Raw genomic sequence first — 14,632 nt, 5'->3', positions numbered from 1 at the left:
CTGCGGTGGTCGCTGCGGTGTCTGGCATGTTCGCGGTTCGGGAAGATGGACCGCGAACGTTAGCAGCCCGGACCGTGCTCAGTCCTCTTCGTGCTTGGGTTTGTAGGCCTCCATGAGTTTTTGCTGGACGCTGCCGGGGACCGGCTCGTAGTGGCTGAAGTCGAGCGAGTAGCGGCCTCGTCCGGCGGTCACCGACTTGAGCTCGGCGGCGTAGCCTTCCAGTTCCGACAAGGGCACCTGCGCGCGCACGACGATCTCGCCGCCGCGCAGGCTGTCGGTGCCGTTGATGCGCGCGCGCTTGCTGGCCAGGCCGCCGCTGATGTCGCCCATGTGCTGCTCGGGCGCGTTGACCTCCAGGTCGACGATCGGTTCCAGCACCTGTGGGCGGGCCTTGGTGATCGCATCGAGGAAGGCTTTCTTGCCGGCGGCGACGAAGGCGACTTCCTTGCTGTCGACGGTGTGGTACTTGCCGTCGTAGACGATCACCCGCACGTCCTGGATCGGATAACCGGCCAGCGCGCCGTCGTGCAGCACCTGGCGCACGCCTTTCTCGACCGCCGGCAGGAACTGGCCGGGAATGGTGCCGCCCTTGACCTCGTCGACGAACTCGAAGCCGCCGCCGCGCGGCAGCGGTTCGACGCGCAGGAACACCTCGCCGAACTGGCCGGCGCCGCCGGTCTGTTTCTTGTGGCGATGATGGCCCTCGGCCTTGCCGCTGACGGTTTCGCGATAGGCGATGCGCGGCGGACGCGCGGTGACTTCGACTCCGTACTTGTCCTTGAGCCGGTCGATGTTGATGCGCAGGTGCAGGTCGGACAAACCGCGGATCACGGTCTCGTTGGTCTCGGCCTCGTGTTCGACCTGGAAGCAGGGGTCTTCCTCGGACAGCTTGTGTAGGGCGGTGGCGAGTTTCTGCTCCTGGCCCTTGCTCGCCGCCTCGACCGCGAGGCCGAACATCGGCCGCGGGAAATTCAACGGTGCGAGGTGGATCTGGTCTTCGTCGTGGCTGTCGTGCAGCACCGCGTCGAAATGCAGGTCGTCGACCTTGGCCACGCCGGCGATGTCGCCGGGGATCGCCTGGTCGACCTCGACGTGCTCCTTGCCCTTGAGTTTGAACAGGTGGCCGACCTTGAACGGTTTCTTGCCGTCGTCGACGAACAACTGGGTGTCCTTGCGCACCGTGCCCTGGTAGACGCGGAACACGCCGAGCTTGCCGACGAAGGGGTCGTTGACGATCTTGAACACGTCGGCGATCACGTGCGCGTCCGGATCGGGGGCGGCGACGATGGCCTGGGCGCCTTCGCCGACGCCTTTGACGAACGGCGGCGGATTGGCTTCGCCGGGATGCGGGAACAGGCGTTCGGCGACGTCGAGCAGTTCCTTGATGCCGACGCCGCTGCGCGCCGAGCAGAACAGCACCGGCACCAGATGGCCTTCGCGCAGGCATTGCTCGAAGGCGTCGTGCAACTCGTCGCCGGACAGACCGCCTTCGCCGAGGTCGAGGTAGTGCTCCATCACCGTTTCGTTGACCTCGACCACCTGGTCGATGATCTTCTGGTGCCAGTCGGCGACCGGGCCGAGATCGCTGTTGCCCGCGCCGTTGCCGCCGGGCGTGGCGAAACAATCGACCACCGCCTTGCCGCCGTCGGCGGGCAGGTTCAGCGGCAGGCACTCGGGCCCGAAACTTTCGCGGATCGCTTCCAGCACGCCGGCCGGGTCCGCGCCGTCGTGGTCGATCTTGTTGACCACCAGCACGCGGCAGAGCCGGCGCGCCTTGGCGTGCTCCATCATCCGGCGGGTGCCGTACTCGACGCCGCTGTCGGCATCGACCACCACCACCACGGTCTCGACCGCGGCCAGCGCCGACAGGGTCGGGCCGCGGAAGTCGGGATAGCCGGGGGTGTCGATCAGGTTGACGTGAACAAGCTGGCCAGTAGCCGCTACGTGATCGGTGCTGGCGATGGCGGCGTCGAGCGAATGGCCGCGTTGTTTCTCGATCGGGTCGAAATCCGAAACCGTGGTGCCGCGTTCGATGCTGCCTGCCGTCTGGACTGCGCCGCCGGCCTGCAGCAGGGCTTCGAAGAGCGTGGTTTTGCCGGCGCCGGGGTGGCCTGCCAAGGCCACGTTGCGAATGGATTCTGTGCTGTAGGACATGAGCGGACTTCTCCCTGAGGCTAGGGTGGGAAGGCCGTCATGGCTGTCCGCGCTGCGCGCCCGAGCGTGGCGCTCGGCGGGCGGTCATGGCGGGTTACTGCCGGCGGGGGCCGGAACCACAGACTCCCGCAGGCGCGGGGGTGGGTCAAGCCCGGCACGGCGAAGCGTGCACGGCTTGGCGTTTGCGCGTGTTGCGGCGCCGCATGCCAGAAGTGAGGAGTGAGCAGGGCAAGAGCGCGGCCCTTGCTCACTTCTCAACTCTCACTCCTCACTTCTCCTTTCTCACTTCTCTCCCGTCCGCCTTTGTCTCGCCGGTAACGTTCCACCGGTTACCCTGGCCGCCCTCATCGTTGGAGAACGGCACCATGGGTATCTCGCGCCACGCCACCGCTCACTGGGAAGGCGATCTGAAAAGCGGCCAGGGCCGCCTGAGCACGCCGCAGAGCGGATTGCTCGCCGACACCCGCTACGGTTTCAACAGCCGCTTCGGCGACGAGAAGGGCACCAATCCCGAAGAGCTGATCGCCGCCGCCCATGCCGGCTGCTTCACCATGGCGCTGTCGGCCAAGCTCACCGAGGCCGGGCATCCGCCGGCCAAACTCGACACCCGCGCCGAAGTCGACCTGTCGATGGAAGGCGGGCCGACCCTGTCGCAGATCCGCCTCAAGCTCACCGCCGAAGTGCCCGGCATCGACGCGGCCAAGTTCCAGGCCATCGCCGAGGACGCCAAGGCCAACTGCCCGGTGTCGAAGGCCCTGAGCGCGGTGCCGATGAGTCTGGAAGCCAAGCTGGTCTGAGCCGGACTGGTCTAAGCAAGTTGGTCTGAGCAAGTTGGGCTGAGCCGGACGGCCGTTCCCGCATCGAGCGGGAGCGGCGCCGGGCCTGCCTCGCCCATCGGGCGCCGAGTCCGGCGTCGCGCCGCTTCGGCGAGTCCGCTCGTAACCTGTCTTTGCACCGACCCTTGTTTCGCACCACGGACGAGGGGCGGTCGGTCTTGATCGAACCCGATGCCTGCTCCCATGACGCCGCGCACCTGTATCCGCCATGCCTTGCTGATCCATGGCGCCGGGGCCGGCGGCTGGGAGTGGAATCTGTGGCAGGACGTGCTGCACGCGCGCGGCGTCACCACGACGGCGCCCGATCTGCAGCCGGCGCCGCAAGGCCTGGCTGCGACCACCCTCGACCACTACCGGCGCCAGGTCCGTGCCGAACTGGAAGCGCTGCCGCGGCCGCGCGCGGTGATCGGCGCCAGCCTCGGCGGCCTGCTGGCCTGGTTGTGCGCGGACCTGGCCGACGCGGTGGTGCTGATCAACCCCCTGCCGCCGGCGCCGTGGGCGGCGCGATTGCCGGCACGCGACTGGCCTGAGGTGGTGCCATGGCGGCGCGATGCGCGCCTGGCATCGACCCGGCGCGCCATGGACGATGCCGACGAGGCCGCCGTGCTGTACGCGTTCCGACGCTGGCGCGACGAGTCCGGCGCGGTATTGCGCGAGGCGCATGCCGGCATCGAAGCACCCGCAATCGATGGGCTCGCCGTCGATGCGCTCGCCGTCAAGGCGCCGGTGCTGTGCATCGCCTCGCAGCGCGACGACGACGTCGCGCCGGAATTGTCGGCGCAGTTCGCAGCGGCGATCGGCGCGACTTTGTTAACGTGGCCGTCGCCGAGCCACGTCGGCCCTTTGCTGGGGCGCGACGCTGCCCGGCTGGCCGCGCAGGCGGCCGACTGGCTGTCGGCGAGGTAAACGACACCGGCCGCACCGCCACGCCCCCGGCTGCATTCAGCCCGGGTTGACCGCTGCGGCCCGACGATCCATCCCGCGCCATGTCGGCGCCTGGAGCTCACGATGAACCGCTTGCTAGTCACCGCCCTGGGCCTGGGTCTGGCCGCCACCACCGGCGTCGCGTCGGCCCAGTCGTATGGCCAGCCGTACGGCTCGTCCTATGGCTCATCGCAGCAGGTCGGCGATTACAACAGCAGCCAGGTCGACTACGCGCGGGTGATCCGCGTCGACCCGGTGTTCGACAACTACACCTCGCAGCCGGTCAACCAGGGCCAGCGCTGCTACGAGCGCCCGACCTACGTCCAGGGCGACTCCTACTACGGCAACGAGTACGAGCCGCGTCGCGACGACGGCTACTACGACCAGTACGGCAACCAGCGCCGCGCGGTCGGCACCGAAGGCGGCCGCACCGCCGCGACCGTGGTCGGCGGCATCGTCGGCGCGGTGCTCGGCAGCAAGGTCGGCGGCGGCAGCGCGCGCTATGCGACCTCGGCACTCGGTTCGATGGTCGGGGGCATGGCCGGCCGCAGCATCTACGAGCAGAGCAAGCGCAGCCAGGAGCCGCGTACCGGCACGGTGCGGGTCTGCGATCCGGTACCGGCCAACGGCAGCGGCAACTATTACTCGGGCGGCGAGCGCTCGGTCAGCGCCTACGACGTGACCTACGAATACGCCGGCAAGACCTATCGCACCCGCACCAACCACAACCCGGGCGACCGCATCCGCGTGCGCGTGGACGTGCGGCCGGACTGAGCGGATCGACCGGAGCGGCGCAAGGAACGGTACGCCGCCACTGCCGGTGCAACGCCGGGACCGAAAGGTTCCGGCGTTTTCGTTTGTGCGGCGCCGATTGCCTACGCCTGCGATCCGCAAGTTCGCCGCGGAACTCGCGACGCGGTGTCGCGACCGCGGTGCATCGAATGTGCGACAGTCGGCAGCAACCGCCATCGCTCATCGTCGGATGAGTCGCGGTCGGTCGATGCCGCATCGACGACGGTCGCGCAGACGCTCACGCAAACTCAAGGAGATCGCCATGCAGGACAGCGTGTTGCTCAAGATCGGTCTGCCGATCGCGATCGCCATCATCATGTGCGGCATCGGCCTGACCCTGCGCGGCGAAGATTTCCAGCGCATCGGGCGCAACCCGCGCCCGGTCGCGGTCGGCCTGGTCGGCCATTACCTGTTGCTGCCTTTGTTGGGCTTCGCGGTCGCCTGGCTGTTCCCGCATTCGCTCGAATTCGCGGTCGGCTTCGTGCTGGTCGCCGCCTGCCCGAGCGGCAGCAGCTCCAACGCGCTGACTTATCTGGCCCGCGGCAATGTCGCGTTGGCGGTGACGCTGACCGTGATCAGCGCGCTGGTGACTTTCCTCAGCGTACCGCTGTTGGTGAACCTGGCCCTGCAGTGGTTCGGCGGCGAGACCCGCGAGATCCGCCTGCCGGTCGGCCAGACCGTGATGCACCTGGCGGCCTTGGTGTTGGTGCCGGTGCTGCTGGGCATGGCCTTGCGCCGCTACGCGAGCGGTTTCGCCCTGCGCGTCGAACCCTGGGTCAGCCGCTTCGCCTTGCTGCTGTTGCTGCTGTTGATCGTCGCCATCAGCGTGACCCAGAGCGAACTGTTGCTGCGCACCTTGCCGGAACTCGGCCCGGCCGCGCTGGCGATGTGTTCGACGGCGATCGGCGGCGGCTTCCTGTTGGCGCGGCTGACCGGCCTGGCGCTGCGCGATGCGATTACGGTCGGCATGGAGGTCGGCGTGCAGAACAGCACCCTGGCGATCGTGATCGCGTTGACCCTGCTGCAATCGCCGCAGATCGCCGTGCCCGCGGCGATCTACGGCTTGCTGATGTACTTGCCGGCGTTCATCGCGGTCGCGCTGGGCCGCCGTGCGGTGGCGCGCCGCGAGCAGGCCGAGGCCGCCGGCGCGGCTTGAGCGTGGCTGCCGGGCCACCACGAACGGCGGTGGCTCGGCACTCGCCCGGGATTCGCGTTGCGCTCAGCGCCAGTCGATCTGGCCGCGCACCACGTTGCTGACCCGGCCGCCGGACCAGACTTCGCCGTCGCCGTCGACCCGCAGTTGCAGGCGTGCGTCGAAACCGACTTCGCGGCCCTGGCTGACGGTGTAGCGGCCGTCGCGGCCGGGCAGGGCGCCGTTATGGTTGAGCCAGGCGGCGAGGGTGGCGTTGGCCGCGCCCGATGCGGCGTCCTCGAACTGCGCCGGTGCGCCGACGAAGGCGCGCACGACCAGGTCGTAGTCCTGGCCGGCGTCGGCGCGCGCGAACGCGCACAGGCCCATGCTCTCGGTGCTTTCGGCCAGGCGCCCGATCGCGGCCCAGTCCGGGGTCGCCGCGCGCAGGGCGCTCTCGTCGCGAAGTTCGGCCAACCACCAGCGCCGTCCGCCGTCCACCAAGGCCGGCGGCAGCGCGCCGAGCGGCAGCTCGCGCAGGGTTTCGGCCAGGCGCGGGTCGCCGGCTGAGGCGGTTTCCAGCACCCGCGCGCGCGGCGTGCGCACGGCGATGGTGCGGGCGTCACCGTCGCCGTCGACCGACAGCGGCAGCAGGCCGGCCACGCCTTCCTGGACCAGGTGGCCGTCGACCGGCACGGCCAGGCCGGCCTCGAGCACGACGCAGGCGGTGCCGACGCTCGGGTGACCGGCGAACGGCACCTCGCGGCGTGGGCTGAACATGCGGATGCGGTAGCTGGCGCCGGGCTGGGTCGGCGGGAACACGAAGGTGGTCTCGGGCAGGCGCGTCCAGCGGGCGATGGCCTGCATGGCGGCGTCGTCCAGGCCTTCGGCATCGAGAACCACGGCCAGCGGATTGCCGGCGCCGGGGCGGTCGGCGAACACGTCCAGTTGCAGATAGCGGCGTTGCGTCATTTCGGTTGGGGTTCCGAAGAGTCCGTGCAGGTGGCGGTACACAGGCGGTGAGGGCGGCAGGGCCCGGAGTACAGCGTCGGGAGCACGCTCGTGAGCCGGCAGGTTTCGACTAGAATCGTCGTTTCGTGCCCGGGCTCCCGGGCGAGCGCGTGATTCTAGGCGCGACGAGCCTGCAAGTGTGGAATCCCGCGCCGGCCGGACACGCCGGTTGCGGGCTGATTTAGTTGCAACCGAATCTAGCTGCCCCGGCAACCGCCGGGGCTTACGACTAATGGAACGACAACCGAGGAATACGTGGTGGCGCAAGCGACAGGCTGGGTAGTGCTCAAGTTCGGTGGTACTTCGGTATCCCGCCGCAACCGTTGGGACACGATCGGGCGCTTGGCCTCGAAACGTATGCACGAAGAGGGCCGCCGTGTCCTCGTGGTGGTCTCGGCGCTGTCGGGCGTGACCAACGAATTGCAGGCGATCGCCTATGCGCCGGCCGGCCAGGACGAGGGCTTCGCAGCGCGGTTCGCGACCCTGGTCGAGCGTCATCGCGCGTTCTGCGGCGAACTCGAACTCGATCCCGATGCGGTGCTCGGCGAGCGCCTGGTGAAATTGATTGCATTGGAAACCGATCCGCGCGCGGCGAGCCGCGCGCTGGACTGGCAGGCCGAAGTGCTGGGGCAGGGCGAGTTGCTGTCCTCGACCATCGGCGACGCCTACCTGCGTTCGCAGGGCCACGACTTCGGCTGGTGCGATGCGCGCGACTGGCTCGATGCGGTGTCGCTGCCGAACGCCAGCGACTGGGCGCAGCGGCTGTCGGTGAATTGCCGCCATCTGGGCGATACCGGTTTCGGCGAGCGCTTCGACGCGCAGCCGACCGCGATGCTGATCACCCAGGGCTTCATCGCCCGCCACGGCGACGGCGGCACCGCGATCCTCGGCCGCGGCGGTTCGGATACATCGGCGGCGTACTTCGGCGCCTTGCTGAAAGCGCAGCGGGTCGAGATCTGGACCGACGTGCCGGGCATGTTCAGCGCCAACCCGCGCGAAGTGCCGGACGCGCGCCTGCTCGCGCGCCTGGACTACGCCGAGGCGCAGGAAATCGCCACCACCGGCGCCAAGGTGCTGCACCCGCGTTCGATCGCGCCGTGCCGCGACGCCGGCGTGCCGATGGCGATTCTCGACACCGAGCGCTTCGACCTGCCCGGCACGCGCATCGACGCCAGCGCGGTCACCGTGCCGGGGGTCAAGGCGATCAGCCGCCGCAACGGCATCGTGCTGGTGTCGATGGAAAGCATCGGCATGTGGCAGCAGGTCGGCTTCCTCGCCGACGTGTTCGAGCGCTTCAAGCGGCACGGCCTGTCGATCGACTTGATAGGCTCGTCGGAAACCAACGTCACCGTCTCGCTCGACCCGAGCGAGAACCTGGTCAACAGCAACGTGCTGGAAGCGCTTTCGGCCGACCTGGCCGAGGTCTGCCGGGTCAAGGTGATCGCGCCGTGCGCGGCGATCACCCTGGTCGGGCGCGGCATGCGTTCGCTGCTGCATCGTCTGTCCGACATCTGGGCGGCGTTCGGGCGCGAGCGCGTGCATCTGATCTCGCAGTCGTCGAACGACCTCAACCTGACCTTCGTCATCGACGAGGCCGATGCCGACGGTCTGCTGCCGCATCTGCATCACGAACTGATCCGCAGCGGCGCGATGCCGGTGCGCGACGACAGCGTGTTCGGGCCGAGCTGGCGCGAGATCGCCCACGGCAAGCCGCAGCGCGCGCCGGCCTGGTGGCAGGGCAGGCGCGAGCGCCTGCTCGCCATGGCCGAAGCCGGCACGCCGCGTTATGTCTACGACCTGGCGACGGTGCGCGAGCGCGCCCGTTCGCTGATCGGCACCGAAGCGGTCGACCGCTGCTTCTATGCGATGAAAGCCAATTCGCACCCGGCGATCCTCAAGGCCATCGTCGGCGAAGGCTTCGGCCTGGAGTGCGTGTCGCTGGCCGAGATCGAACGGGTGTTCGCCGCGGTGCCGCACATGGCGCCCGAGCGGGTGTTGTTCACCCCGAGCTTCGCCCCGCGCCACGAGTACGAAGCGGCCTTGCAGCGCGGCGTGATCGTCACCCTCGACAACATCGAAGCGCTGAAGCGCTGGCCCGAGGTGTTCCGCGGCCGCACCCTGTGGCTGCGTCTGGACCTCGGCCACGGCGAAGGCCACCACGAGAAAGTGCGCACCGGCGGCGTCGCCGCCAAGTTCGGCTTGCCGCTGTCGCGCTTCGACGCCTTCGTCGAAGAAGCGCGCAAGCTCGGCGTGCGCATCAGCGGCCTGCACGCGCATCTCGGCAGTGGCATCGACGACCCGCAGCACTGGCGCGGCGTCTACGCCAGCCTGGCCGGGCTGGCCGACAGCGTCGGCACCATCGAGACCATCGACATCGGCGGCGGCCTGCCGATCGCCTACACTCCGGAAGCGCCGCAGTTCGACCTGGCGCAATGGCGTGCCGGCCTGGAAGAGATCAAGGCCGCGTATCCGCGTTACGGCCTGATCATCGAGCCGGGTCGCTACCTCGTCGCCGAATGCGGCGTGCTGCTGCTCGGCGTGACCCAGGTGATCGAGAAGGATGGCGTGCTGCGCATCGGCTGCGATGCCGGCATGAACGCCTTGATGCGCCCGGCCATGTACGAGGCCTACCACGGCATCCACAACCTCAGCCGCTTCGAGGACGCGCAGACCGCGACCTTCGACGTGGTCGGACCGGTCTGCGAAAGCAGCGACGTGCTCGGACGCGCACGTCTGCTGCCGGCGGCGACCGCCGAGGGCGACACCGTCCTGGTCGCCGATGCCGGCGCCTATGGCATGGCCATGGCCAACACCTACAACCTGCGCGCGCTGCCGCTCGAAGAGGTGATCGAATGATCGCCGCTTCGATGCCGCGCCGGCGCATGAGCGCACCCAAACCCCTGTTCGGATATCTCCCGGCGCTGTCGCAGGCCCGGCGTGTTTTCCGGTTTATCGCTGCAACCGCGCCCGCCGGAGCCGACGCATGATCCCGACCCAGAGTTCCTTCAAAGCCGACATGTTCCGCTTCGTGCGTTGCGAGCTCGACGCCGCCACCGGCGTCGCCGAACTCGTCTACGCCTTCGACGACGGTCCGGAACTGATCGAGACCATCACCGTGCCGGGCGCGCCGTTCGCCCTGGCCGGCGCGCGTGCGACCGCGGTCGAGCGCGCCTTGCGCCTGCTGCATTTGATCGCCGGCGTGAGCTATTACAAGGCGGCGGTGCCCGAGACCATCCGCATCGATTCCTATGCGATCGATGCCGACACCGCGGCGCTGCTGGAGCTGATCTACGTCAACGGCCTGGGCGAGTTTGCTTACCGCAACGGGCTGAACCTGCACGGCAAGATCCGTTTTCCGGTCGAGGGCCAAGCGCCCTCACCCCAACCCTCTCCCGCTGGCGGGAGAGGGAGCAGTAGCGATGTCGTGGCCGAAGAACACCCTCTCCCGCCTGCGGGAGAGGGCCGGGGTGAGGGCAAGGCGCCCGCACTCGGCCTACGCTCGCACGCCTTGGTCGCGATCGGCGGCGGCAAGGATTCGCTGGTCAGCATCGAAGCGCTGCGCACGCTCGGGGTCGAGCAGACGGTGACCTGGATCGGCGGCTCGCAGCTGATCGCCGCCTGCGCCCAGCGCACCGAACTGCCGACCCTCAACCTCGGCCGCGCGCTGGCGCCGCAGTTGTTCGAGCTCAACCGCCAGGGCGCCTATAACGGCCACATCCCGGTGACGGTGGTGAACTCGGCGATCATGGTCCTGGCGGCGTTGCTGCACGGCGTCGATCAGGTGGTGTTCTCCAACGAACGCTCGGCCAGTTACGGCAGCCTGATCGAAGGCACCGGCGAGGTGAATCACCAGTGGTCGAAGGGCTGGGCCTGCGAGCAGGCGTTCGGCGACTACGTGCAGAACCAGGTCGCTGCCGACCTGCATTACTACTCGCTGCTGCGCCCGCTCAGCGAGCTCGCAGTGGCACGCCAGTTCGCCCGCACCGACCGCTACGACACCCACTTCAGCAGCTGCAACCGCAACTTCCACATCCTCGGCGAACGTCCGGCCAGCCGCTGGTGCGGGGTCTGCCCGAAATGCCATTTCGTGTTCCTGGCGCTGGCGCCGTTCATGCCCAAGCCGCGCCTGGTCGGCATCTTCGGCCGCAACCTGCTCGACGATGCCGCCCAGATCGACGGCTTCGATGCACTGCTGGAATACCGCAACCACAAGCCGTTCGAGTGCGTCGGCGAAGGCCGCGAATCGCGCGCGGCGATGGCGGCGCTGGCCGAGCGCCCGGAATGGCGCGAGGACACCCTGGTCGAACGCTTCGCCCGCGAGATCCGCCCGCAACTCGGCGGCGACGATCTGCGCATCGAACCGCTGCTGGTGCTGGACGACGAGCAGCGTCTGCCGCCGGCGCTGTGGGAGCGGCTGCGTGCGCATTTCGCAGCTTGACGGGCAGCGCGTCGCGCTGTGGGGCTGGGGCCGCGAAGGCCGCGCCGCTTATCAGGCGATCCGTTCGCGCTTGCCCGAACTCGCGCTGACCCTGTTCTGTTCGGCCGATGAAGCCGCCGATGCGCGCGCCTTGAACGACGCGCGGCTGGCGATCGAAACCGCCGCCAGCGCCGAACGCCTGAGCGCGTTCGCGTGGGTGATCAAGTCGCCCGGGATCAGCCCGTATCGCGCCGAAGCCTTGGCCGCGGCCGGGCAGGGCACGCGTTTCATCGGCGGCACCGCGTTGTGGTTCGGCGAACACGCCGATGCGCGCACGGTCTGCGTGACCGGCACCAAGGGCAAGAGCACCACGACCTCGCTGCTCGCGCATCTGCTGCGCGCCGGGGGCCACCGCACCGCGCTGGCCGGCAACATCGGCCTGCCCTTGCTGGAAGTGCTGGACCCGGCGCAGCCGCCGGAATTCTGGGCGATCGAACTGTCGAGCTACCAGACCGGCGACGTCGCCGCGGGCGGCGCCCGCCCCGAGGTCGCGATCGCCCTCAACATCTACCCCGAACACTTGGACTGGCACGGCTCGCAAGCGCGCTACGTCGAAGACAAGCTGCGCCTGCTGACCGCGGGCAAGCCGAAGATCGCGGTGTTGAACGCCAACGACGCGGTGCTCGCCGGGCTCGACCTGCCCGACAGCGAGATCCGCTGGTTCGCCCGCGAAGACGGCTGGCATTTGCGCGGCGACGTGCTCTGGCGCGGTGAGCGCGAGGTCATGGACACCTCGGCCCTACCGCTGCCGGGCCGGCACAACCGCGGCAACCTGTGCGCGGTGCTGACCGCGATCGAAGCGCTGGGCGTCGATGCCGCGCCGCTGGCGCCGCACGCGGCCAGCTTCCGCCCGCTGCCGCACCGCCTGCAGCAACTCGGCGAACGCGACGGTCTGGTCTACGTCAACGACTCGATCAGCACCACGCCGCACGCCAGCCTGGCCGCGCTCGACTGCTTCGCCGGGCGCCGCATCGCGATCCTGCTCGGCGGCCACGACCGCGGCATCGACTGGCAAGTGTTCGCCGACGCGATGCGCCGTCAGGCGCCGGTGGCGATCGTGACCATGGGCGAGAATGGCCCGCGCATCCACGAATTGCTGGCCTCGATCGCGGCGCAGTCCGACCTCCGCCTGTCCGCCGCGAAGGACCTCGCCGAGGCGATGGCCCAGGCCCAGGCCGCATTGCGCGCCGACGCCAGCGAGGGCGGGGTGGTGCTGCTGTCGCCGGGTGCGCCGAGCTACGGCCCCTACCGCGATTACGTCGCGCGCGGCCGCCATTTCGCCGAGTTGGCCGGCTTCGACCCGGACTCGATCAGCACCATCGCCGGGCTTGGCATAGCCTGAGGCCTGGGGTGTAGACGTGAGTGGAGGAGTGAGGAGTGAGCGAAAGCGAGCCCGCGGCGGCTGGGTCTGGCTCTTACTCACTCCTCACTTCTCGGCCCTCACTGCTCGCTTCTCGTTCCTCACTCCATCCGTCACACCCGACCGCCTGCAAACGCGCTAATCTCCGCCGAATCTCGCCACCCGGAGTTCGATCATGCGCCGACTTGCCGCTGCGATGTCTCTCATTCTGTGCGCCTCGCCGGCGCTTGCGGCGATGCAGACCAAGCCCGTGGAATGGAAAATCGGCGACGACAGCTTCAGCGGCGTGCTGGTCTACGACGACGTCAACAAGATCAAGCGCCCTGGCCTGGTGATGGTGCCGAACTGGATGGGCGTCACCGACGACGCGATCAAGCAGGCCAAGGCCATTGCCGGCGACGACTTTGTGGTGCTGGTCGCCGACGTCTACGGCAAGAGCGTGCGCCCCAAGGACAAGAGCGAGGCCAAGGCCGCGGTCGGCAAGGCCTATGCCGATGGCGGCACGAGCTTGCGCAAGCGCGTCGGTGAAGCGGTGGCAGCATTGAAGGCGCAGGACAAGACCGCGCCGCTGGACGCCTCGAAGATCGGCGCGTTGGGCTTTTGCTTCGGCGGTTCGGCCGCCCTGGAACTCGCCCGTACCGGCGCCAACCTCGCCGGCGTGGTGAGCTTCCATGGCGGACTGAAGTCGCACTTGCCGAGCAACGGCGTCAAGGTCAATACGCCGTTGTTGGTACTCAACGGCGCTGCCGACAAGTCGGTGCCGCAGGAGGATATCGTCGCCTTCGAGAAAGAAATGAACGAGGCTGGCGCCGATTGGCAGTTCGTCAACTACAGCGGCGCGGTGCATTGCTTCTCGCAGATCGAGGATGCCGACAACCCGGTCGGCGACAACTGCCGTTACGACGAACGCGCCGCGCGGCGATCGTTCCAGGCCATGCGTTCGTTCTTTGCCGAGCGGTTCGGCGCGAACTGACGTCGCGACCGACCGCAGGCCCGCGCCTCAGGAGTAGGAGCGGCGTAAGCCGCGACCGCGCTGCATCGCTCTCGCGGCGCTACCGGCCGTGGCCCCCTGTAGGAGCGGCGCAAGCCGCGACCGCGCAACTGGCGGTTACTGCGCTTCTTACCGCAGAGTGATGAAGCAACATCTAAAGCTTCCGTCCGCTGACGCGGCCGGGTTACTTTCTTTTGCTGGCCCAAAAGTCCCACAGGGAGTTCCTTCGGTCAAAGCTAACCAAAGAAAAGGGCTTTCCTTGACGAAGCTCCCCTGCGAGTACGCAGCTCGCGCCGGGATTTTCCGATAAGACATCCATGTCTTATCGGGGCATTACATTAAAAGCCGGGCGCACGTCCTGTGCGCCGCCCTCCGGGTCTACGATCGCATCGCAAGCTCGAAACTGCGCCAAGCTTTCACGGCAACGGCAACGGCAACGGCAACGCTTTGGGGTAGGAGCGGCGCAAGCCGCGACTGCGGCATTGCGATAACGACGTGGCGATCTGGAGGTTGCGCGGTCGCGACTTGCGTCGCTCCTACAGGGAGAGGACGTCGCCTGTTGATTCAGACGCAGCCTTTGCAGGGGCGGCGTGAGCGGCGACCGTGAACCCGGAGCCGGCTTGGTTGCGGGGTGGGTGTTGGTTCATTGCGTGGCACCTTGCTTTGCCTTTGCCATGGCTGTGCGTAGCCTCGCACTAGCGAAGGCCATCGAAGACCCGGAGGGCGGCGCGCAAGGATGCGCGCCGTTTTTCATCGGGACAGGGATGTCCCGTATGAAAAATCCCCGCGTCGGCATCGCTCGTGCGGGCCTGTGATTCAAAGAGAGCATTTTTCTTTGGTTAGGCGGAGTCAACATCCAAGTGCATCACCCCACCGCAAGCACGTCCTCAATAGAGAAGTTCACCGGCCGCCTGTAAAGCTTCTCCAGAAACACCTCCGCCGGCATACGGATGTCCAG

10 protein-coding genes are annotated in these 14,632 nt (G+C 68.3%); 8 read left to right on the top strand and 2 right to left on the bottom strand.

All coding sequences use genetic code 11. The features are described from left to right. Window positions 1-78: 78 nt before the first annotated feature. The gene (fusA, locus tag ACTOWK_RS11795; protein ID WP_441330351.1) at window positions 79-2,154 is read right to left on the bottom strand and encodes an elongation factor G; all 2,076 of its coding nucleotides are present in this window, start codon (window positions 2,152-2,154) and stop codon (window positions 79-81) included. Between the two features lie 365 nt (window positions 2,155-2,519). Here fusA and ACTOWK_RS11790 point away from each other — a divergent pair, with 365 nt between their 5' ends. From ACTOWK_RS11790 to ACTOWK_RS11775, 4 genes are all read left to right on the top strand, one after another. Then, on the top strand, window positions 2,520-2,951 hold the full coding sequence (locus tag ACTOWK_RS11790; RefSeq protein WP_057917301.1) for an OsmC family protein: 432 nt from the start codon (window positions 2,520-2,522) through the stop codon (window positions 2,949-2,951). Window positions 2,952-3,173: 222 nt separating this feature from the next. Further along, window positions 3,174-3,896 carry an alpha/beta hydrolase gene (locus tag ACTOWK_RS11785; protein ID WP_441330350.1) on the top strand — a complete coding sequence of 241 codons (723 nt, stop codon included), beginning with the start codon at window positions 3,174-3,176 and terminating at the stop codon, window positions 3,894-3,896. A 102-nt stretch (window positions 3,897-3,998) separates the two neighbouring features. Beyond that, window positions 3,999-4,688 carry a glycine zipper 2TM domain-containing protein gene (locus tag ACTOWK_RS11780; protein ID WP_441330349.1) on the top strand — a complete coding sequence of 230 codons (690 nt, stop codon included), beginning with the start codon at window positions 3,999-4,001 and terminating at the stop codon, window positions 4,686-4,688. Between the two features lie 280 nt (window positions 4,689-4,968). Next, a complete protein-coding gene (locus ACTOWK_RS11775; RefSeq protein WP_441330348.1) occupies window positions 4,969-5,862 on the top strand; it encodes a bile acid:sodium symporter family protein in 894 nt (297 codons plus the stop codon). 63 nt (window positions 5,863-5,925) lie between these two features. Here the strand turns inward: ACTOWK_RS11775 and ACTOWK_RS11770 are convergent, their stop codons facing one another. After that, window positions 5,926-6,807 (bottom strand): PhzF family phenazine biosynthesis protein, encoded by an 882-nt coding sequence (locus ACTOWK_RS11770; protein ID WP_441330347.1) that lies wholly within the window; start codon window positions 6,805-6,807, stop codon window positions 5,926-5,928. A 294-nt stretch (window positions 6,808-7,101) separates the two neighbouring features. Between ACTOWK_RS11770 and ACTOWK_RS11765 the strand changes: the two genes are divergently transcribed. The 4 genes from ACTOWK_RS11765 to ACTOWK_RS11750 all read left to right on the top strand — a co-directional run bounded on the left by ACTOWK_RS11765 (window position 7,102) and on the right by ACTOWK_RS11750 (window position 13,656). Next, the gene (locus tag ACTOWK_RS11765; protein ID WP_441330346.1) at window positions 7,102-9,702 is read left to right on the top strand and encodes a bifunctional aspartate kinase/diaminopimelate decarboxylase; all 2,601 of its coding nucleotides are present in this window, start codon (window positions 7,102-7,104) and stop codon (window positions 9,700-9,702) included. A 127-nt stretch (window positions 9,703-9,829) separates the two neighbouring features. Then, window positions 9,830-11,284, top strand: coding sequence for a UDP-N-acetyl-alpha-D-muramoyl-L-alanyl-L-glutamate epimerase (gene murL / locus ACTOWK_RS11760; protein ID WP_441330345.1), 1,455 nt, complete (start codon window positions 9,830-9,832; stop codon window positions 11,282-11,284). Continuing rightward, entirely contained in the window at window positions 11,265-12,665 is a 1,401-nt protein-coding gene (gene murD, locus ACTOWK_RS11755) for a UDP-N-acetylmuramoyl-L-alanine--D-glutamate ligase (protein ID WP_441330344.1), read from the top strand. Before murL ends, murD begins: the two co-directional genes overlap by 20 nt. A gap of 193 nt (window positions 12,666-12,858) precedes the next feature. Beyond that, window positions 12,859-13,656, top strand: a complete 798-nt coding sequence (locus ACTOWK_RS11750; protein ID WP_441330343.1) for a dienelactone hydrolase family protein — start codon at window positions 12,859-12,861, stop codon at window positions 13,654-13,656. The last annotated feature ends 976 nt before the right edge of the window (window positions 13,657-14,632 follow it).

It is taken from the genome of Lysobacter sp. CA196, from assembly GCF_052078695.1.
Lineage (GTDB): Bacteria > Pseudomonadota > Gammaproteobacteria > Xanthomonadales > Xanthomonadaceae > Lysobacter.
The sequence above is the reverse complement of the archived record's forward strand: the minus strand, read 5'-3'. Positions and strand labels throughout refer to the sequence as shown.